Source organism: Chromatiales bacterium (genome assembly GCA_014762505.1).
GTDB lineage: Bacteria > Pseudomonadota > Gammaproteobacteria > SpSt-1174 > SpSt-1174 > SpSt-1174.
Map to the genome: position 1 here is coordinate 53,769 of JABURS010000042.1, position 19,529 is coordinate 73,297.

The window sequence follows — 19,529 nt, forward strand, 5'->3', positions numbered from 1 at the left end:
GATGGCCCCGGCCTTGGCCCTGCCGGCCCGCCGGGACTAGACTCGAATCGAACCAGAAACGGGACCCCAGCCATGCCGATCCGACCGCTCGCCACAGTCTGCCTCGCCACCGCCCTGCTCTACGGCTGCGGCGGCGGCAGCAACGTCCAGACCGGGTCGCGCGGCCCCGGCGCCCAGGAACTGCGTGCCCTCGAGATCGAGCGCCAGTACGTGGTGCGCACGGCGCAGTCGATGATCGGCAAGCCCTACCGCTACGGCGGCAACTCCCCCAGCCGCGGCTTCGACTGCAGCGGCCTGGTGGAGTACGCCCATCGCGTGGCGGGCATCCCCGTCCCCCGCACCACCACCCAGCAGCATTCCACCGCCCGCCCCGTGGCACTGAACGATCTGCGCCCGGGCGACCTGCTGTTCTTCCGCATCCAGGGCAAGACCGGCCATGTCGGCATCTACCTGGGCGACGGCCGTTTCGTGCACGCCCCCTCCGGCGGGAAGAGCGTGAGCACCGCCCGCCTGGACAACGTCTACTGGAAACCGCGCCTGATCGGCGCCGGCCACTACTACTGAGGCGCGGCGGAAAGCACCCGCGTGATGTAGCCGCCATGCAGCAGCGGCTGCGGCCCGAGTGACTGCGGCTGACGATCCCGGGCAGCCGCCACCCGCCCGGCCAGCACCCCGTCATCGAAATGCGCCGCGACGGCCGCCGTGGCCGCCAGCAGGGCCGTGGTGGCGGAGGGCAGGACGTCATCCGGCAGCAGCAGGACGGTCGACTGCACCGGCAGCAGGGCATCGGGCTGGGCCTGCCAGCGGCCCCCGGCATGAAAACCGGCCCAGGCCGCCTGCACCAGTTCGCGGGCAAACGCCCAGTCCGCCGCCTCGCCGCTGAGGCGCGCCCAGGCCACCACGCCATCGGCCAGCAGGGCGTAGTCGGCGAGCAGGCCGGGGCCCAGCGAGCCCCCCGCCTCGTCCAGGCCCCGGCGCAACGCCCCTTCCACCCAGAGTGACTCGCGGGCAAAGGCCAGCAGCTCCCGCCCGGCCCGCTCGGCCGCCTCGTCCCCCGCCGCCGCACCGGCGGCAAAGGCCGACAGGGCCAGGCCGTTCCAGGCGGTGAGCCGCTTTTCGTCGCGTGGCAGGCCGCGGGCAGCGCGCCGCTCACGCAGGCCCCTGGCGGTGCGTTCCAGGGCCGCCGCCAGCTCCCCGGGTGTCACGTCCAGGCGGCTGGCGAGGGTCGTCGGCGGCGCCTGCAGATACAGCAGATGGCCTGCCTCGAAGTGGGCCGGGCGTTCCAGCCCCCAGGCCGCCTTCACCAGCGGCCAGTCCGCCCCGGCCGCCTGGCGCACGACATCGGCCTCGAAGAGGTAGTAACCGCCCTCCACGTCCCGGTCGTCCACGGCCGAGAGGCTGGCGATGTAGCCGCCATCGGGGTGGCGCAGCGCACGCCGGATGAAGCCCAGGGTGGCCAGCCCGGTGGCGCGGTAGGCGGGCTCCTCCAGTACGGTGGCGGCCTTGAGATAGAGGGCGGCGAGCTGGGCGTTGTCGTACAGCATCTTCTCGAAGTGCGGCACCTCCCAGTGGGGGTCCTCGGTGTAGCGGAAGAAGCCCTCGCCCACGTGGTCGCGCAGCCCCCCGTCGCGCATGACATCCAGCGTGGTGCGCAGAAAGGCCTCGAGGGGCTCGCGCTCGCCCGCCGGCAGGGCCAGCAGGGCCGCGAGCCGCGCCGGCAGCGGGAACTTGGACTGGTTGCCGAAGCCGCCGGAGAACTCGTCGGCCTCGGCCAGGGCCTGGCGTCGCAGCCCCCGGCGGGCGGCCACGGGGCCCAGGGGGCTTTCCAGGGCCAGCGCCTCGGGCGAGGTGGCATTGAGCTCGCGCCAGGCACCGGCGGCCACCGCCGCCAGCTGATCGCCATCGGCCGCCCAGCGCTGCTGCAGGCGCTGCAGGAAGGCGAGAAAGTCGTCACGCGGCTGATAGACGGTGCCGATGAGCGGATAGCCCTCGGGCGTGAGGAAGACGTTCAGCGGCCAGCCGCCCTGCCCGCGCGTGGCCTCGAGAAAGGCCATCATGCGCTCGTCCAGCACCGGCTCGACCTCGCGATCCACCTTTACCGCGACGAAGTGCGCATTCACGTAGGCGGCCACCTCCGCATCCTGGAAGCTCTCGCGCTGCATCACGTGGCACCAGTGACAGGCGTAGTAGCCGATGGAGAGGAAGATCAGCCGGTTGTCGCGCTGCGCATCGGCCAGCACCGAGGCATCCCACTCCCGCCAGGCCAGCGGGTCGTCCGCATGCAGGCGCAGATAGGGCGAGCCGGAGTCGGCCAGCGGGCTCCGGGCCATCGCCGACAGCGGGGCCAGGCCGGCAAGCAGTGTCAGGAACAGGAACAGGCCGATTCGATACGGGCGGCGCATGGCATCCTCGCGGGCTGGGGTGCTCTCAGAGAAGACCGGTCAGCCGGGAAATCATTCCCTGCCCTGCTGACGACAGGCAAGGTCGTAGCGCATCACGGCCAGATAGTCCGGCACCAGGCGCTTGAAGACGATGGCCAGCAGCATGCGCAGCAGGCCCGAGACGAAGAGCATGAGCAGGAAGCCCGTGAGCAGGCACATGAGCCAGAGGCCGAACGAGAGCAGCCAGCCCTCCACCTTGTCGGCGATGGGCAGGTAGAAGCCGAAGGTCATGCCCAGCAGCACGCACAGAAACAGCAGGCTGTGGGCCCCGCTGAAGGCGCGGCTGAGTTCCTGGTAGCGGGCCTCGGTGAGACCGAAGTCGGCGAGTTGCGGCGGGTTGTCGGGCATGGCGGGCAATCGATACGAAACGGCGGGACAGCTTCACACAGGCGCGGGCCCGCCTCAAGCCCCGTGCCGGCAGGCGGCCGGGTCGGCGATCCAGCGCGTGCCCGCGGCCACCAGCACCTCGCCAACAAAAACCAGCGGCAGGCGTTCACGCTCCCAGGGCGGCATGCCCGCCGCCTGCATCAGGGTCTTGAGGGCGGAGGAATGCGCCCGTCCCGGCAGGCGGATGCGCTCGCCGCCGCGACGAAAGCGCACCGTCACGGGGCCCGGGCAGGTCCCGGGCGTGATGCCGGCGGCGGCGAGGAATGCCGGGTCCAGGCTGAGCCCGAGGGCGGGGATGGCCAGCGGGCGGCGCAGGTCCCAGGGGATGGGCTCGCGTGGAGGCGCCGGCAGCGCCGGCAGGGCATGGAGCTCGTCGCGGTAGCGGCGCACCTCCACCTCGGCCCAGGTCACGCAGGGTGTTCGGTCGGGACCGGCGGTGAGGGCCGCGTCGAGGATGGCATCCATCCGCCCGCGCGGCGGGGCGGCGAGCCCCTTGTCCCGCAGCCAGAGCCGCAGCAGGTTGCGGCAGCGCCCCCGCCGCAGGCGGCGCAGGGCCTGCACGGAGAGCGTGCCCGGCGCCTCGCCCCGGCAGCGCTCGGCATCGTCGCGCGCCAGGGCGTCGAGCTGCGCCAGGGCGTCGGCCTGGTTGGCTGCCGCGGCGGCCAGCCGGGCACTCGCCCCCGGCCAGCGCTCGGCCAGGCGCGGGAGGATCTCCTGTCGCAGGTAGTTGCGGTCGAAGCGCGGGTCGGCATTGCTCGGGTCCTCCACCCAGGCGAGCCCGGCGTCGTGGGCATGGGCCGCCAGCGCCCGCCGCGGCAGGTCCAGCAGGGGCCGGCCCAGCCAGCCGGGCCCGAAGGGCGCCAGGCGCGGCATGGCGGCCAGCCCCGCCGGCCCGGCCCCGCGCAGCAGCTGCAGGAGCAGGGTTTCGGCCTGGTCGTCCTGGTGATGGGCGGTGAGCAACAGGTCGCGCGGCTGCATGGCGTCGGCCAGGGCGCGATAGCGGGCCTCGCGGGCGGCGGCCTCCAGCCCCTGCCCCGCCAGGTCCGTCTCCGCCACCGTCACCCGCGACACCGCGAGCGGTACGGAGAGCGCCGCACACACCGCCTCGCAGTGCAGAATCCAGTCGTCGGCCTGCGGCTGCAGGCCATGGTGGACGTGCACGGCCTGCAGCGGGCGCTCGTCGCCACGCCGGGCCAGGCTCGCTCGCAGGGCATGCAGCAGCACATGGGAGTCGAGCCCGCCGCTGAAGGCGACGAGCAGGCGCCCCGCGGGCGGGGCGTTGTCGAGGAATTCGTCGAGGGGGGAGAGATCAGCGGCCATGGTGCGAGGCCCATGCGGCGGGGCCCGGCGGACCGGACGGGGTCATTCCTTGAACTGGCCGTAGCTCATCAGGCGCTCGTAGCGCTGATCCAGCAGGCGGTCGATGGTGGTGCTGCCCAGGCGCTCCAGGGACTGGTGCAGGCTGTTGCGCAGGTTGCGCGCCATCAGGTCCATGTTGCGATGCGCGCCGCCCAGCGGCTCGTCGATGATGTCGTCGATGAGCCCGAGCTGCTTGAGGCGCTCGGAGGTGATCCCCAGGGCCTCGGCGGCGTCGGAGGCGCGTTCGGCGCTCTTCCAGAGGATGGAGGCACAACCCTCGGGGGAGATCACCGAGTAGGTGCTGTATTCGAGCATGTTGACGCGGTCGCCCACGCCGATGGCCAGCGCCCCGCCGGAGCCGCCCTCGCCGATCACGGTGCAGATGATCGGCGTCTTGAGCTCGGACATGACGAACAGGTTGCGCGCGATGGCCTCGCTCTGGCCGCGCTCCTCGGCCCCCACGCCCGGATAGGCGCCCGGGGTGTCGATGAAGGTGAGCACCGGCAGCTTGAAGCGCTCGGCCATCTGCATCAGGCGCAGGGCCTTGCGATACCCCTCGGGGCGCGGCATGCCGAAGTTGCGGCGGATCTTTTCCTTGGTGTCGCGACCCTTCTGGTGGCCGATGATCATCACCGGCTGGCCCTCGAAGCGCGCCATGCCGCCCACGATGGCTGGGTCGTCGGCATAGGCGCGGTCGCCGTGCAGCTCCTGGAAGTCGTCGAAGATGCGCTCGATGTAGTCCAGGGTATAGGGACGGCGGGGATGACGGGCCAGCTGGGAGACCTGCCAGGGCGTGAGCTTGGCGAAGATGGACTCCGTCAGGCTCTTGCACTTGCCCTGCAGGCGCGCGATCTCCTCGTTGATGTTGACCTCGGCATCGTCACCCACATAGCGCAGCTCCTCGATCTTGGCCTCGAGCTCGGCGATGGGTTGTTCGAAATCAAGAAAGTCGGGATTCATGCCGGTATCGCTATATCTCGTTGTTATCCGGTCGATTATCGGCGCATTTTACATGGGTATGCCCCTGCCCGCCATGGACCGGGTCCCAAAACAGGCCGTTTTCCCGGCGGGGAATGTTCAGGTATAGCGCACGGCGACGTTGCCGTCACCCACCAGGCCGCGCAGGCGCTGCACCAGCTCGTCGCTGGGGACCACGTTCCAGCTCGGGTCCAGGCGGAAGTCGGCGCGGGCGATATCGCCCTCGTAGCGCACGTGGATGGGGCAGTTGCCCTCGCGGAAGGGCGTGAGGGTGTCGACCAGCTCGTGCATGAAGCCGTTCACGGCGCGCCCGACGCCCAGGCGGATCTCCACACGGCGGGCGAAGTGCATGCGGGCCTGCTCGATGTCCATGACGTTCTTCGCACGGATGCGGTAGCCGCCGTTGAAGTCGTCATAGCTCACGGCGCCCTCCACCACCAGGAGCCTGTCCTTGACCAGCAGGTGGCCGAAGCGCTCGTAGGCCTCGGTGAACAGCGCCGCCTCCACGCGCCCGCTCTGGTCGTCGAGGGTGACGAAGGCCTGGCGGCCGGACTGCCCGTTGCGCATGCGGATGGCGATGATGAGCCCGGCCAGCACGGCCTCGGTCTCGCGTCGCCGTCCCCAGCCGCCGTTGCCATTGCCCTCGCCGCCCTCGCCGATGCCGGCGGTGACGTCCGCGATGCGCCCGGTGGTGAAGTGGGCGAGCTCGCCGAGGTAGCGGGTGATCGGGTGGCCGGTGAGGTAGAGCCCCAGGGTCTCCTTCTCCAGCGAGAGGCGGTACTCCTCCTCCCACTCGTCCAGCACCGGGATCGAGGCCGCGAGCGTGGGCTCGGCGGCGCCACCGAAGAGGTCGTCCTGGCCGGCATTGGCGTCGCGCTGATGCTGTTCGGCCAGGCGCACGGCCTCGGGCAGGCGGGCCATGAGCGTCGCGCGGTTGGCGCCGATGCTGTCCAGCGCCCCGGCCTTGATCAGGGCCTCCATCACGCGCCGGTTCACCTTCTGCGAGCCCACGCGGCGGCAGAACTCGTCGATGTCCTGGTAGGGGCCGCCCGCCTGGCGCTCCTCGATGATGCCGGCCAGCGCCGCCTCCCCCACGCCCTTGATGGCGCCCAGGCCGTAGATGACGGTGGCGTCGTCCTTGGCGCGGAACATGATGTCGGAGACGTTGACGTCCGGCGGCACCACGGCCAGGCCCATGTTGCGGCACTCGTCGATGAGGTTGACCACCTTGTCGGTGTTGTCCATGTCCGCCGACAGCACCGAGGCCATGAACGGCGCGGGGTAATGCGCCTTGAGCCAGGCCGTCTGGTAGGACACCAGGGCGTAGGCGGCGGAGTGGGACTTGTTGAAGCCGTAGCCCGCGAACTTCTCCATCAGGTCGAAGATGTAGGTGGCGACGTCCTCATCCACCTGGTTTCGTTTTGCCCCCTCGAGGAAGATCTGGCGTTGCTTGGCCATCTCCTCGGGCTTCTTCTTGCCCATGGCGCGACGCAGCATGTCGGCGCCGCCGAGCGTGTAGCCGGCCAGCACCTGGGCGATCTGCATGACCTGTTCCTGGTACAGGATGATGCCGTAGGTGGGCTTGAGGATGGGTTCCAGCGCCGGGTGCGGGTACTCCACGCGCGCGATGCCGTGCTTGCGGTTGATGAAGTCGTCCACCATGCCCGACTGCAGCGGGCCCGGGCGGAACAGCGCCACCAGCGCGATGATGTCCTCGAACACATCCGGCTGCAGGCGCTTGATCAGCTCCTTCATGCCGCGCGATTCGAGCTGGAAGACGGCGGTGGTCTCCTGCGCCTTGAGCAGGCGGAAGGTGTCCGGGTCGTCCAGCGGGATGCGGTCGATGTCCAGCGGCGCCTCGCCGGCCTGTGCGCGCACCTCGTTCACGGCCTTGAGCGCCCAGTCGATGATGGTGAGCGTGCGTAGGCCCAGGAAGTCGAACTTCACCAGGCCCACGGCCTCCACGTCGTCCTTGTCGAACTGGGTGACCAGGCCCTGACCGCCCTGTTCGCAGTACAGCGGCGCGAAGTCGGTGAGCGCGGTGGGCGCGATGACCACGCCGCCGGCGTGCTTGCCGGCGTTGCGCGAGAGGCCCTCGAGCTTGCGCGCCATGTCCAGCAGCGCGCGGATCTCCTCCTCGTCCTCGTAGGCGCGGCGCAGGTCCTCCTCCTGCTCCAGCGCCTTGTCCAGCGTCATGCCGATCTCGAAGGGGATCATCTTGGCGATGCGGTCGACGAAACCGTAGGCATGGCCCAGCACGCGGCCCACGTCGCGCACCACCGCCTTGGCGGCCATCGAGCCGTAGGTGATGATCTGCGAGACCTGGTCGCGGCCGTAGCGGCGCGCCACGTAGTCGATCACGCGGTCGCGCTTCTCCATGCAGAAGTCGACGTCGAAGTCGGGCATGGAGACGCGTTCGGGGTTGAGGAAGCGCTCGAACAGCAGGTCGTACTTGAGCGGGTCGAGGTCCGTGATCTTCAGCGCGTAGGCCACCAGCGAGCCGGCCCCGGAGCCGCGGCCCGGCCCGACCGGGATGCCGTTGTTCTTGGCCCACTGGATGAAGTCGGCCACGATGAGGAAGTAGCCGGGAAAGCCCATCTGATTGATGACGTCGAGCTCGATCTGCAGGCGCTCGTCGTAGGGCTTGCGCCTTTCGGCGAAGTCCGGCGCCTGCGGATCGAGGATCACCGCGAGGCGCTCTTCCAGGCCCTTCTGCGACTCGGCGCAGAAGAACTCCTCCATCGTCATCCCCTCGGGGACGGGATAGTTGGGCAGGAAGTACTCGTCCATGCGCACGTCGAGGTTGCAGCGCCGGGCGATCTCGACCGTGTTCTCCAGGGCCTCGGGGATGTCGGCGAAGAGCTCCGCCATCTCCTCGGGCGTGCGCAGGTACTGCTGCTCGGAATAACGCTTCGGCCGGCGCGGATCGGCCAGGGTGCGCCCGTCGTGGATGCACACCCGCACCTCGTGCGCCTCGAAGTCCTCGCGGCGGATGAAGCGCACGTCGTTGGTGGCCACCACCGGCGTGTCGCTGGCCGCGGCCAGGTCGACCGCCGCGTGCAGGTAGTCCTCCTCCTGCTCGCGGCCGGTGCGGATCAGCTCGAGATAGAAGCGGTCCGGGAACAGGCGCTTCCAGAAGGCCAGGGCCTCCTCGGCGGTCTGCGGATTGCTGCCCAGCAGGGCCCGGCCGATATCCCCCTCGCGCCCACCGGACAGGGCAATCAGCCCGTCGGTGGCGCCCTCCAGCCAGTCCCGCTCCATCAGCGGCACGCCGCCGTGCTGCCCCTCCTGGTAGGACTTCGAGATCAGCCGGGTGAGGTTGTGGTAGCCGTCCAGGTCCTGCGCGAGCAGCACCAGCCGGTCGTGCTGATCGGGCTCACGGGCGCTGCGTATCAGCGCGTCGACGCCCAGGATGGGCTTGATGCCGGCGGCCATGGCGGCCTTGTAGAACTTCACCATGGCGAACATGTTGCTCTGGTCCGTGAGCGCGATGGCGGGCATGCCGGCCTCGCCGGTCGCGGCCATCAGGGGCTTGATGCGCACCAGGCCGTCGACGAGCGAATACTCGGTGTGGACATGCAGATGGACGAAGCCGGGAGTCATGGGGTGTCATTTTTGAAGTTTCGGCCCGCCCATGCAAGATTGACATTTGCGCGACCAAAGAAAAACGGCCGGAGGACACGCCCTCCGGCCGTTTTCGCGGAGACTGCGGCGTACGGCTACTGCCCTGCCGAGGCGGCGATCGCCTCGCCGCTGCGCACGGCGGCGGCCTCCATGGCCTGCGAGAAACCCTCCAGCATGGCCTGGTGATACCCGCGTCCGGCCTTCGATTCGGCGAAGGTCACGTACTTGCCGAGTTCGGCGTCGGACAGCTCCCGGTAGATCACGGCAAAGGCCAGCTGGTTCTGCTGCACCACGGCGGCCTCGATCTGCGGACGCGCCGCCTCGGCCTGCCCCATCAGCATGTCCAGCTGCTCGGCCGGGGCGCCGGCCGCCGTCAGCACGGCCGAGAGCAGGCCGCGCTGGATGCCCATCACCATCTCCACCGACATCTCGCTGGCCCGGGTGGCCGCATCGAAGCGATCCAGCAGCGCCTGACGCCGTTCGCTGACGCCGGCATCACCGCCCTGCATGATGCGCATCATCTCCGCCTGCACCTCGGGCGTATCCGCACCCTCCTCCAGCGCCGTGATGCGTTGTCCGAGCGAGGACTGCAGCCAGTCCAGGGCGGCGTCCGCATGGCCGTCATCCAGGTTGTCCTCGATGTGACCACGGATATCGCGCTTCATCTGCGCCGGGTCGAACCCTTGGCGCAGGGCGGCGCTCAGGGCCTGCGCCTGCCAGTCCGGCATGCCGCCCTCGGCGGCCTGCTGGGCGACCACCTGTTCCATCATGCCCGGCATGCCCTCGAGCTGGGCGTTCATGCCCGAGAGGTCCATGAGGCTGTCCGCCTGCTGGGCGGCGGCGGCCAGGGCCTGGGTGCTCAGCAGTGCCGTCAGCAGGGCCAGGATAAGGCCGTTGATGCGTTGTTTCATGGTCCATCACTCCTTGTGTGTCGCCAGGCCGGCGGGTTCGCGGGCCCGGGTGGGTGTCAGAACGGCAGATCTGTCTGCATCTGCTCCAGCAGGCGACGCACGGGGGCGAAGCTCTGCCGGTGATGCGCGCAGGGCCCCACGCGCTGCAGGGCCGCGAGGTGGTCTGCCGTGGGGTAGCCCTTGTGGCCGGCGAACCCGTAGTCCGGGAATGCCCGGTCCAGCGCCACCATCTCCTGGTCCCTCACCACCTTGGCGAGGATGGAGGCGGCGCTGATCGCCGGTTCGGTGGCATCGCCCTTGACGATGGCCTCGGCCGTGCAGGGCAGTTCGGGACAGCGATTGCCGTCGATGAGGGCGTGTTCGGGGGCGGGGTCCAGCGCCAGCACGGCCCGGCGCATGGCGAGCAGGCTGGCCTGGAGGATGTTGAGGCGGTCGATCTCCTGCGGCTCGCAGCGGCCCAGCGCCCAGGCCAGGGCCTTCTCGCGGATCTCCTCGGCCAGGGCCTCGCGGCGAGTCTCGCTGAGCTTCTTGGAGTCGGCCAGCCCCTCGATGGGGCGGGCCGGGTCGAGGATCACGGCCGCGGCCACCACGGGCCCGGCCAGCGGTCCGCGCCCGACCTCGTCGACGCCCGCGATCAGGCCGGTCGCGATCAGGTGTCGATCTCCCGGCCGGCGCACATGAGCTCGGCGGAGGCCGCCACCTCGTCGCCGACGCGCGCGACGGCGTCGAATTTCCACATGCCGCGCAGGCGGCGTGTCACCTCGACCTCGAGGGTGAGCGCGTCGCCCGGGATCACCTGGCGCTTGAAGCGCGCCTTGTCGACGGACACCAGCATGTAGATGAAGTTGTCCGAGGGTTCCTGTTCCTGGGTACAGAAGGCCAGCAGGCCGGTCGCCTGGGCCAGGGCCTCGATCACGAGCACGCCCGGCATGATGGGCTTGTTCGGGAAGTGTCCCTGGAAAAACGGTTCGTTCATGGTCACGTTCTTGAGGGCGGTAAGCGATTTGCCGGCCTCATATTCGAGAACGCGATCAACGAGCAGGAAGGGAAAACGATGCGGCAGATACCGCATGACCTCGTTGATATTCAGCGTACCCACGGTGAATCCTCTCAAATACGTCGATGCTCTGCCGAGCCCTGTTATCGTTTCACGAGCCTTTTCCAGGCCCTTTCCCTTGTTGTCCGGCCGATTTATCCGTCGGGCCCATTCGTCCGGCACGTTCGGCCGCAGCGGCCGATAGCCCCAAAGATGCGGGAGCCCCCGCAACAGGCGGGGAAGTATACACCCTCACCGACTGCGATTATGTGATCGGCAGCCTGCCCGGGTGCAGCAGCGAGCCACGGCCGGGCGCTCAAACGCCGATCGCCCCCCGCCCGGACTCGCGGACGGGGGGCGATCGGGATCAGGCCGCCCCTGCTGCCGGCGACTGGCGCCGTGGGGACATCCGTCTACTTGCCCTGTTTCGGCATGTTGCGCAGCTGCTGCAGGACCTTCTCGGTGATATCCACGCGCTGGCTGGCGTACACGACGTTCTCGGTCAGGACCAGGTCATACTTGCCTTCTTCCGAGACCCTGACGATGGCCTGCAGGACGTCGCGCTGCACCTTGCCGTATTCCTCGTTGCGCGCAAAGTTGAGGTCTTCGCGGAAGTTGTCCTGGGCACGCTTGAGCTCGCGGCCGCGCTCCATCAGTTCGCGCTCCAGGTCGGCCTTCTGCATGGCGGACATGGTCGCACCGTCCGTCTGCAGACGCTCCTCGAGCTTCTTCAGGGCCTCGCCTTCGGCACGCAGGTCATTGGCGCGAGCGCCGAAGCGTTCTTCCAGGACCTTGTCGGCCGCCGCCTTCTGCGGGGACTGCTCCAGCAGCTTGGGCACGTTGACCACGCCGATCATGAGATCCGCGGCCACAGCGAGCTGCCCGGTGGACAGGAACATGGCGGTGGTCAGTGCAATGGCTGTAATCAGACGTTTCAAAACTCCCCCTCTCTCGAATCGCTAGAATGCGGCTCCCAGCGTGAACTGGAATTCCTCAAGCTCGTCTTCTGGCTGGTCATTAAACGCTTTGGCCAGGCTAAATGTCAACGGACCGACCGGCGAAAGCCAGGTGAAACCAAGGCCATAGGAGGCACGCAGCTCATCGGCGTCGAAGGCCTCGTAGTCCTCGTACACCTGCCCGGCATCCATGAACACGCTCATGCGGATGGCACGGGAGTCCGGGGCCAGCGGCGGCGGGAACAGCAGCTCCAGGCTGCCGACCGTGCGGAAGGTGCCGCCCAGCGGATCGTTCACCGAGTCACGCGGGCCGAGGCTCAGGTCCTTGTAACCGCGCACCGAGCGCGAGCCGCCGGCGAAGTAGTTCTCGAAGAACGGCATCGCATCGGTATCGCCATACTCTGAGGCATGATCGACCGTGGCATTGAAGGACAGCGTGAGGTACTTGTCCCACAGCGGCGCGTACTGGCGGAAGTTGTAACCCAGCTTGTAGTACTCGACGTCGCTGCCCGGCACGGCCGTTTCCAGCGAGATGCGCTGCAGGTTGCCGCGGTCGGCGAACACGGTGCGGTTGCGGGTATCGTGCGTGTAGCTGGCCTCGAGCTTGTAGGAGGCGTATTCGTCGCCGTAGGTCGTGATGAAGTCCCGCAGCTCCTGCGCCGCACCCGTGGCGAGCACGATCTCCGTGTCCTCGTAGCCCAGGCTGTAGCGCAGGTAGTCGTACTCGGTGAGCGGGATGCCGTAGTTGATGTTGCCGCCCCAGCGGTTGGCAAAGTAGCGGGTCACGTTGGCCTCTTCCGCATCGGTCTCGCGGTAGAAGGCGGTGAAGCCGCGGCTCACGCCATCGATGGTGTGATACGGGTTGGTGTAGGACAGGCTGTAGATGGTGTTCACCGAGCTGGTGTTGGCCTGCACGGAGACCCGCTTGCCGGAGCCCATGAAGTTGTCTTCCGACACCGCGATATTGAACAGCACACCCTCGCTCTGCGAATAACCGGCGCCGATGGTGAAGCTGCCTGCCAGGCGTTCCACCACGGAGATGTCCAGATCGACCTGGTCGTCCGTGCCGGGTACACGGCGGGTCTGGATGTTCACGTCCTCGATATAGGGCAGGCGCTGCAGGCGGATCTTGGAGCGGTTGATCTGCGAGGCCGCATACCAGCCGGCCTCCATCTGGCGCATCTCGCGGCGCAGCACCTCGTCGCGCGTCTTGTGGTTGCCCTGGAAGTTGATACGGCGCACGTAGACGCGCTTGCCCGGATCGACGAACAGCGTGAGATCGACCTCGCGGGCCTCTTCGTCGAGCTCCGGGATCGCGTTGACGTTGGCGAAGGCATAGCCCTCGTCGCCCAGCCGGTCGGTGATGCGCGTGATCGAATCGGTCACCTGCGTGCGGGCGAAGATATCGCCGGCCTCCAGATCCACCAGCGCCATCAGCTCCTCTTCCGGCAACAGGAGATTGCCCGCCAGTTTGACGCTGCGAATGCGGTACTGGTCGCCTTCCTGCACGTTCACCGTGACATAGATGTCGCGCTTGTCCGGTGTGATCGCAACCTGGGTGGAGTCGATGTTGAACTCGGCATAGCCCTCATCGAAATAGCTGGAGCGCAGGCGCTCGAGGTCGCCGCCCAGCTTCTGCTTGGAGTATTCATCACGGCTGCTGAACAGCGCCCACCAGGGCGGGATGCCGGACTCGAATTCATCCAGCAGATCGTCCTCGTCGAAGTCCTCGTTGCCGACGATGGTCACCTTGCGGATCTTGGCCACCTTTCCTTCCGAGATGGTGATGTCGATATCCACACGGTTGCGCGGCAGCTCGTCGACCTCGACGTCGATCTTCACGTTGTACTTGCCGCGGGCGAAATACTGCTGGCGCAGCTCGCGCTCCAGACGTTCCAGCACCGAACGGTTGAAGACGCGCCCCTTGGAGATGCCGACCTGCTGCAGGGCCTCCTCGAGCTGGTCCTTCGGGATGTCCTTGTTGCCGGAGAAACGGATGTCCGCAATGGCCGGACGCTCGGTGACGAACACCACCAGCACGTCGTCTCGCCGGCGCAGCTCCACGTTCTCGAAGAAACCGGTGCGGTACAGCGCCCGGATCACCTCGGCGCTCTGCTTCTCCTCGAACTCGTCGCCGACCTTGAGCGGCAGATAGGTGAACACGGTACCCGGCGCGATGCGCTCCAGGCCCTCGACCTCGATGTCCTGTACCACGAAGGCCTGGGCATGGACCGACGGCACGACGGCGGCCATGGCACCACCGAGCAGCAGTGCCTGTATGGATTGCTTGAGATTCAACTGAACAGTCTCGTCAGGTCGTTGTAAATGGCGAGCATCATCAGGCCGGCCAGCATGGCCAGGCCGATGCGCTGGCCGAAGGCCTGAGCGGCCTCCGACAGGGGGCTGCCCTTGATGAGCTCGATGACGTAATACAGCAAATGGCCACCGTCGAGGATCGGCACGGGCAACAGGTTGATGATGCCCAGACTGATGCTGACCATGGCCAGGAAATACAGGAAGGCCGCCAGCCCCACCAGGGCGGAGAGCCCCGCGTAGTCGGCGATGGTGATCGGGCCGCTGACGTTCTTCAGCGAGGCATCGCCCGTCACCAGCTTGCCCATCAGGCGCAGCGTGAGCAGGGTGACGTCGCCGGTCTTGACGACGGATTCGCCGATGGCGGCGATCGGTCCGTGGCTGATGGTGGTGGCCAGCTTCTCGCGATCGGCCGCGCGCAGGGTGCCGCCGATGGCCGCGTTGATGAAGCCCTGGGTCTGCCCCTCCACCTCCCGTGCATCGGGGGTGAGCGCCAGCCGATGCCGCTGGCCGTCGCGCTCGACCACCAGGGCGAGCTCGCGCCCCGCGCTGGCCTTGAGGATGTCGACGAAGGCCTGGGCGGTGAGCCCCTCCTCGCCATCGACGGCCACGACCTGGTCGCCGTCGCGCAGCCCGGCACGCTCGGCCGCGCCACCCGGATTCACCTGCGCGATCACCGGGATATAGGGACGCCAGGAGAGCAGCCCCAGCCGCTCGACGAAGTCCCCCTCCTCCTTGAGCAACGGCTGGGCACCGAAGTCCAGCGTCAGCGAACGCCGGGCACCGCCCTCGTCGACCACGACCAGATCGACCGCGCCGTTGTCCAGCGAGTGCGCCAGCAGGCGCATACGCACGGCCTCCCAGTCCGGCGTCTCGCGCCCGGCCACGGCCAGGATGCGATCACCGGCCTGGAGCCCGGCCTCGTAGGCCGGTGTGGCGGGCGGCGGCGCGTCCACGTAGGGCTTGATGCCGTTGACCCCGACCATGAACATCAGCCAATAGGCCACCAGCGCGAACAGGAAGTTGAAGGCCGGGCCGGCGGCCACGATGGCGATGCGGCTCCACACCCCCTTGCGGTTGAAGGCCAGGTGCTGCTCGGCCGGGTCCACCTCGCCCTCGCGTTCGTCGAGCATGCGCACGTAGCCGCCCAGCGGCAGGGCCGCGATCACGTATTCTGTGGGATCGTTCTTGCGCTGCCAGCGCAGGATGGGGCGGCCAAAACCGATGGAGAAACGCAGCACCTTCACGCCCAGGCGACGGGCCACCCAGAAGTGGCCGAATTCGTGCACCGCCACGAGCAGGCCGATGGCGACGACGAAGGCGAGGATGCTGACGAGGAACTGGGTCATGCCGCGCAACCCCCGGACAGGCGTCGCACCGCGGCCTCGGCATCGCGGCGCGCCGCGGCATCGGCCGCGAGCACGGTCTCGAGGTCCGTGGCCGGCCGGGCCGGCACGTCGGCCAGGGCCTGCTCGATCACGCGCGGGATGTCGGTGAAGCGGATAGCGCCGTCGAGGAAGGCCTGCACGGCGATCTCGTTGGCGGCATTGAGGATGGCCGTGGCCGTGCCGCCGGCCGCGTGCGCCTCGTAGGCCAGGCGCAGACAGGGAAAGCGCGCGAGGTCCGGGCGCTCGAAGTCCAGCCGCGCCACGGCAATGAGGTCCAGCGGCGCGACGCCCGAGGCCATGCGCTCCGGCCAGGCCAGGGCGTGGGCGATCGGCGTGCGCATGTCCGGGTTGCCGAGCTCGGCCAGCACCGAGCCGTCGTTGTAGGCCACCAGGGAATGAATCACGCTCTGGGGATGCAGCACCACCTCCACCCGGGAGGTGTCGGTGCCGAACAGCCAGCAGGCCTCGATCACCTCCAGGCCCTTGTTCATCATGGTGGCGGAGTCCACCGAGATCTTGCGGCCCATCACCCAGTTGGGATGCGCCACCGCCTGTTCCGGGGTCACCGTCACCAGCCGCTCCAGCGGCAGGTCACGGAAGGGGCCGCCCGAGGCGGTCAGGAGGATGCGCTCCACCCCCACGCTGGCCAGGCCCCGGCCGAACTGCGGCGGCATGCACTGGAAGATGGCGTTGTGTTCGCTGTCGATGGGCAAAAGCTCGGCGCCGCTGGCGCGGATCTCGTCCATGAAGAGCTGGCCGGACATCACCAGCGCCTCCTTGTTGGCCAGCATCACGCGCTTGCCCGAGCGCGCCGCCGCCAGGGTGGGCAGCAGCCCCGCCGCGCCGACGATGCCGGCCATCACGTAATCCGTGGCCTCGTGACTCGCCACCTGCTCGAGCCCCGCCACGCCGGAGAGGACCTCGATCCCGAGCCCCGCCGCGCGCAGCCGTTCGTCCAGGCGCTCGGCGGCGGCGGGGTCGGCCATCACGGCATAGGCCGGCCGGTGTTCACGGCACTGGTCGAACAGTCGGTCCACGTCGCGGTGGGCCGTGAGCGCGACCACGCGAAAACGCTGCGGATGGCGCGCCAGGACATCCAGGGTGTTCACGCCGATGGTGCCGGTCGCGCCCAGGATGGTGATGCCGATCGGTTGCCCTGCCGAGCCAGTGCTGTTGGAACTGCGCGTCACGTGAAATCCCGTCGTCTCAAAGCCAGTACAGCCCGATGGCGAAGACCGGTGCGGCCGCCGTCAGGCTGTCGATGCGATCCAGAATGCCGCCATGACCGGGAAGAATCGAGCCACTGTCCTTGGCCCCGGCCTCGCGCTTGATGAGGCTCTCGAACAGGTCGCCGGCGACCGAGATGAGGGCCACCACCACGCTCAGCCCGATGAAGTAGACCCAGATGCCCGGCTCGAGGTTCAACCACCAGGCGCCGAACACGGCCCACAGCGCCACGCCGGCCAGGCCACCGAGCACGCCCTCGCGGGTCTTGCCCGGGCTCAGCTCGGGGGCCAGCTTGTGCCGGCCAAAGGCACGGCCGGTGAAGTAGGCCCCGGTGTCGGCCACCGCGACGATGCCCACCACGAAGAGGATCCACTGCCAGCCCTCTGCGTGCAGCCCCGCCACCGCCACCCAGGCCGGCAGCAGGGTGAGGAAGGCGGCCGCGGTCAGCAGCCGGTGCCAGCCCCGGCGCTGGCCCACGCCGCGGTGATAGATCGCCAGCAGTACCAGCACCACCGCCCACCAGCACACGCCGACGGCGATCAGGGCCAGGCGCGCCTCCGGCGTCGCACGCAGGGCCACGTAGACGCCCAGCGCCAGGAAGATGCCGCCGAACACCAGGCGCATGACCGGCTGGGCGATGCCGGCCAGGCGCGCCCATTCCCAGGCGCCCACGGCAAACACCAGCAGGGCCACCCACTGGAAATGCACCGGGTCGAGCCAGAGGATGGCGGAGAGGAACAGGGCCACCAGGATCAGCCCCGTGATCAGGCGCAGCTTAAGCATGACCGGCCCCCGACAGCTGCTCCCCGGTCATGCCGAAACGCCGCTCACGGCCGGCAAAGGCGGCGATGGCCGCCTCCAGGTGCTGCGCGTCGAAGTCCGGCCACAGCACGTCGGTGAACCACAGCTCGGCATAGGCCATCTGCCACAGCAGGAAGTTGCTCACGCGATGCTCCCCGCCGGTGCGGATGAAGAGGTCCGGGTCCGGCAGGCCGGCGGTGGACAGCGCCTGGTCCAGCGCCTCGGGCGTGATGTCGGCCGCGGCCAGCCCTCCGGCCTGCACGCGTTCGGCCAGGCGGCGCGCCGCCTGGGCGATGTCCCAGCGTCCGCCGTAGTTGGCCGCCACCACCACCCGCAGCCCCGTCGCCTGCGCGGTGCGGGTCTCGGCCTCGGCGATACGTGCCTGCAGGCGCTCGGGAAAGGCCTCGCGGGCGCCGATGAAGCACAGCCGGATGTTGTTCTCGAGCAGGCTGGGCAGTTCGCGCTCCAGGGCCGTGACGAACAGCTCCATGAGCCCGCTCACCTCATCGTCGGGCCTCTTCCAGTTCTCGCTGCTGAAGGCGAACAGGGTGAGCGCCTCGATGCCGCGCCGTGCGCAGGTCTCGATGGTGCGACGCACCGCCTCCACGCCGCGCTTGTGTCCCGCGGTGCGCGGCAGGTGGCGCGCCCGCGCCCAGCGCCCGTTGCCATCCATGATGATGGCCACGTGGCGCGGAACGCGTGAATCGGCGACCTGGGCGACGGGGGTCATGAACGAGGAATCCGACGCCAGGCGTCAGATCTCCATCAGTTCCTTTTCCTTCGTCTCCAGCAGCTGATCGACCTCGGCCACGTACTTGTCGGTCAGCTTCTGGATGGCGTCCTGTCCCTTGCGTTCGTCGTCCTCGGAGATCTCCTTCTCCTTGAGCAGCGCCTTGAGGTCGTTGTTCGCATCGCGGCGGATGTTGCGGATCGCCACGCGGGCATTCTCGCCCTCGTGACGCACCACCTTGACCAGGTCGCGGCGGCGTTCCTCGGTCAGCGCCGGCATCGGCACGCGGATCACGGTGCCCGCGGACGACGGGTTCAGACCCAGATCGGAGGTCATGATGGCCTTTTCGATGACCGGCACCAGCTGCTTCTCCCAGGGGGTGACCGTGAGCATGCGTGCGTCGGCCACGGCGATGCTCGCCACCTGGCTGAGCGGCGTCTCGGTGCCGTAGTAGTCCACGGTCACATGATCCAGCAGGCTGGTATGGGCACGGCCGGTACGGATCTTCGACAGCTCGCTCTTGAAGGACTCGATGCTCTTCTTCATGCGCTGCTCGGCGTCTTTCTTGATGTCTTCGATCATCTCTCAACCCCTTTCGACGATGGTCCCGATCTGCTCGCCGCTCACGACGCGGTCCAGGTCGCCTTCATTGAAGATATTGATAATACGCAACGGGATGTTGTTGTCGCGGCACATGACGATGGCCGTGGCGTCCATCACGCCGAGCTTGCGCGTGAGCACCTCGTCGAAGGTGAGGCGCTCGAAGCGCTTGGCCGCCGGATTCTTCACCGGGTCGGAATCGTACACGCCGTCCACCTTGGTCGCCTTGATCATGAGATCGGCGTTGATCTCGCTGGCGCGCAGGCTGGCGGCCGAGTCCGTGGTGAAAAACGGGTTGCCGGTGCCGGCGGCGAACACCACCACGCGCCCCTTCTCCAGGTGACGCACGGCGCGGCGACGGATGTAGTCCTCGCAGACCTGGTTGATCTTGATGGCGGACATGACGCGGCAGAAGGCCTTCTTGCGCTCCAGCGCGTCCTGCAGGGCCAGCGAGTTGATCACCGTGGCCAGCATGCCCATGTGGTCGCCGGTGACGCGGTCCATGCCGCCCTCGGCCAGGCCCGCGCCGCGGAAGATGTTGCCGCCGCCGATGACCACCGCCACCTCGACGCCCTTGCGGCTGAGGTCGGCGATCTCGCCGGCGATCCGATGGAGGATGTCGGGATCGATACCGTAGTCATACCGTCCCATGAGCGCTTCACCGCTCAGTTTGAGGAGAACACGTTTGTACCTGGGTGCGCTTGTATCGGCCATTTATTTATTAGCATCGTGGTGGATAGGGAGCATCCGGCGTTGCGCCGGCACCCGGAACCCTCGG

At 68.4% G+C, this 19,529-nt stretch carries 17 protein-coding genes; 1 reads left to right on the forward strand and 16 read right to left on the reverse strand.

Features of this window, described 5'->3' with window-relative positions:
• The first annotated feature begins 72 nt into the window (after positions 1-72).
• Entirely contained in the window at positions 73-564 is a 492-nt protein-coding gene (locus HUJ28_10680) for a C40 family peptidase (GenBank protein MBD3619929.1), read from the forward strand.
• Here the strand turns inward: HUJ28_10680 and HUJ28_10685 are convergent.
• From HUJ28_10685 to HUJ28_10760, 16 genes are all read right to left on the reverse strand, one after another.
• Positions 558-2,402, reverse strand: a complete 1,845-nt coding sequence (locus HUJ28_10685; protein MBD3619930.1) for a thioredoxin domain-containing protein — start codon at positions 2,400-2,402, stop codon at positions 558-560. The two genes, HUJ28_10680 and HUJ28_10685, sit on opposite strands and share 7 nt — an antisense overlap.
• Before the next feature lie 51 nt (positions 2,403-2,453).
• On the reverse strand, positions 2,454-2,789 hold the full coding sequence (locus HUJ28_10690) for a hypothetical protein (GenBank protein ID MBD3619931.1): 336 nt from the start codon (positions 2,787-2,789) through the stop codon (positions 2,454-2,456).
• A gap of 54 nt (positions 2,790-2,843) precedes the next feature.
• Positions 2,844-4,148: a tRNA lysidine(34) synthetase TilS gene (gene tilS, locus HUJ28_10695; GenBank protein ID MBD3619932.1), complete on the reverse strand. Its 1,305-nt coding sequence runs from the start codon at positions 4,146-4,148 to the stop codon at positions 2,844-2,846.
• 42 nt (positions 4,149-4,190) lie between these two features.
• The gene (gene accA / locus HUJ28_10700) at positions 4,191-5,147 is read right to left on the reverse strand and encodes an acetyl-CoA carboxylase carboxyl transferase subunit alpha (protein MBD3619933.1); all 957 of its coding nucleotides are present in this window, start codon (positions 5,145-5,147) and stop codon (positions 4,191-4,193) included.
• A gap of 117 nt (positions 5,148-5,264) precedes the next feature.
• Positions 5,265-8,768 (reverse strand): DNA polymerase III subunit alpha, encoded by a 3,504-nt coding sequence (gene dnaE, locus HUJ28_10705; protein ID MBD3619934.1) that lies wholly within the window; start codon positions 8,766-8,768, stop codon positions 5,265-5,267.
• Positions 8,769-8,884: 116 nt separating this feature from the next.
• A complete protein-coding gene (locus HUJ28_10710) occupies positions 8,885-9,700 on the reverse strand; it encodes a hypothetical protein (protein ID MBD3619935.1) in 816 nt (271 codons plus the stop codon).
• Positions 9,701-9,756: 56 nt separating this feature from the next.
• Complete coding sequence (gene rnhB, locus HUJ28_10715) at positions 9,757-10,353, reverse strand: ribonuclease HII (GenBank protein MBD3619936.1); 597 nt, start codon at positions 10,351-10,353, stop codon at positions 9,757-9,759.
• Positions 10,350-10,799, reverse strand: coding sequence for a 3-hydroxyacyl-ACP dehydratase FabZ (gene fabZ / locus HUJ28_10720; GenBank protein ID MBD3619937.1), 450 nt, complete (start codon positions 10,797-10,799; stop codon positions 10,350-10,352). The genes rnhB and fabZ overlap by 4 nt, the downstream gene beginning before the upstream one ends.
• Before the next feature lie 350 nt (positions 10,800-11,149).
• A complete protein-coding gene (locus HUJ28_10725) occupies positions 11,150-11,674 on the reverse strand; it encodes an OmpH family outer membrane protein (GenBank protein MBD3619938.1) in 525 nt (174 codons plus the stop codon).
• Between the two features lie 21 nt (positions 11,675-11,695).
• Positions 11,696-13,945, reverse strand: coding sequence for an outer membrane protein assembly factor BamA (bamA, locus tag HUJ28_10730; protein MBD3619939.1), 2,250 nt, complete (start codon positions 13,943-13,945; stop codon positions 11,696-11,698).
• A 41-nt stretch (positions 13,946-13,986) separates the two neighbouring features.
• Complete coding sequence (rseP, locus tag HUJ28_10735; GenBank protein ID MBD3619940.1) at positions 13,987-15,354, reverse strand: RIP metalloprotease RseP; 1,368 nt, start codon at positions 15,352-15,354, stop codon at positions 13,987-13,989.
• On the reverse strand, positions 15,351-16,583 hold the full coding sequence (locus HUJ28_10740; GenBank protein MBD3619941.1) for a 1-deoxy-D-xylulose-5-phosphate reductoisomerase: 1,233 nt from the start codon (positions 16,581-16,583) through the stop codon (positions 15,351-15,353). Before HUJ28_10740 ends, rseP begins: the two co-directional genes overlap by 4 nt.
• A 16-nt stretch (positions 16,584-16,599) precedes the next feature.
• The gene (locus HUJ28_10745) at positions 16,600-17,403 is read right to left on the reverse strand and encodes a phosphatidate cytidylyltransferase (GenBank protein ID MBD3619942.1); all 804 of its coding nucleotides are present in this window, start codon (positions 17,401-17,403) and stop codon (positions 16,600-16,602) included.
• Positions 17,396-18,151 carry an isoprenyl transferase gene (locus HUJ28_10750; GenBank protein MBD3619943.1) on the reverse strand — a complete coding sequence of 252 codons (756 nt, stop codon included), beginning with the start codon at positions 18,149-18,151 and terminating at the stop codon, positions 17,396-17,398. The genes HUJ28_10745 and HUJ28_10750 overlap by 8 nt, the downstream gene beginning before the upstream one ends.
• 24 nt (positions 18,152-18,175) lie before the next feature.
• Positions 18,176-18,733 carry a ribosome recycling factor gene (gene frr, locus HUJ28_10755; protein ID MBD3619944.1) on the reverse strand — a complete coding sequence of 186 codons (558 nt, stop codon included), beginning with the start codon at positions 18,731-18,733 and terminating at the stop codon, positions 18,176-18,178.
• Between the two features lie 3 nt (positions 18,734-18,736).
• Entirely contained in the window at positions 18,737-19,465 is a 729-nt protein-coding gene (locus HUJ28_10760) for a UMP kinase (GenBank protein ID MBD3619945.1), read from the reverse strand.
• Positions 19,466-19,529 lie beyond the last annotated feature (64 nt).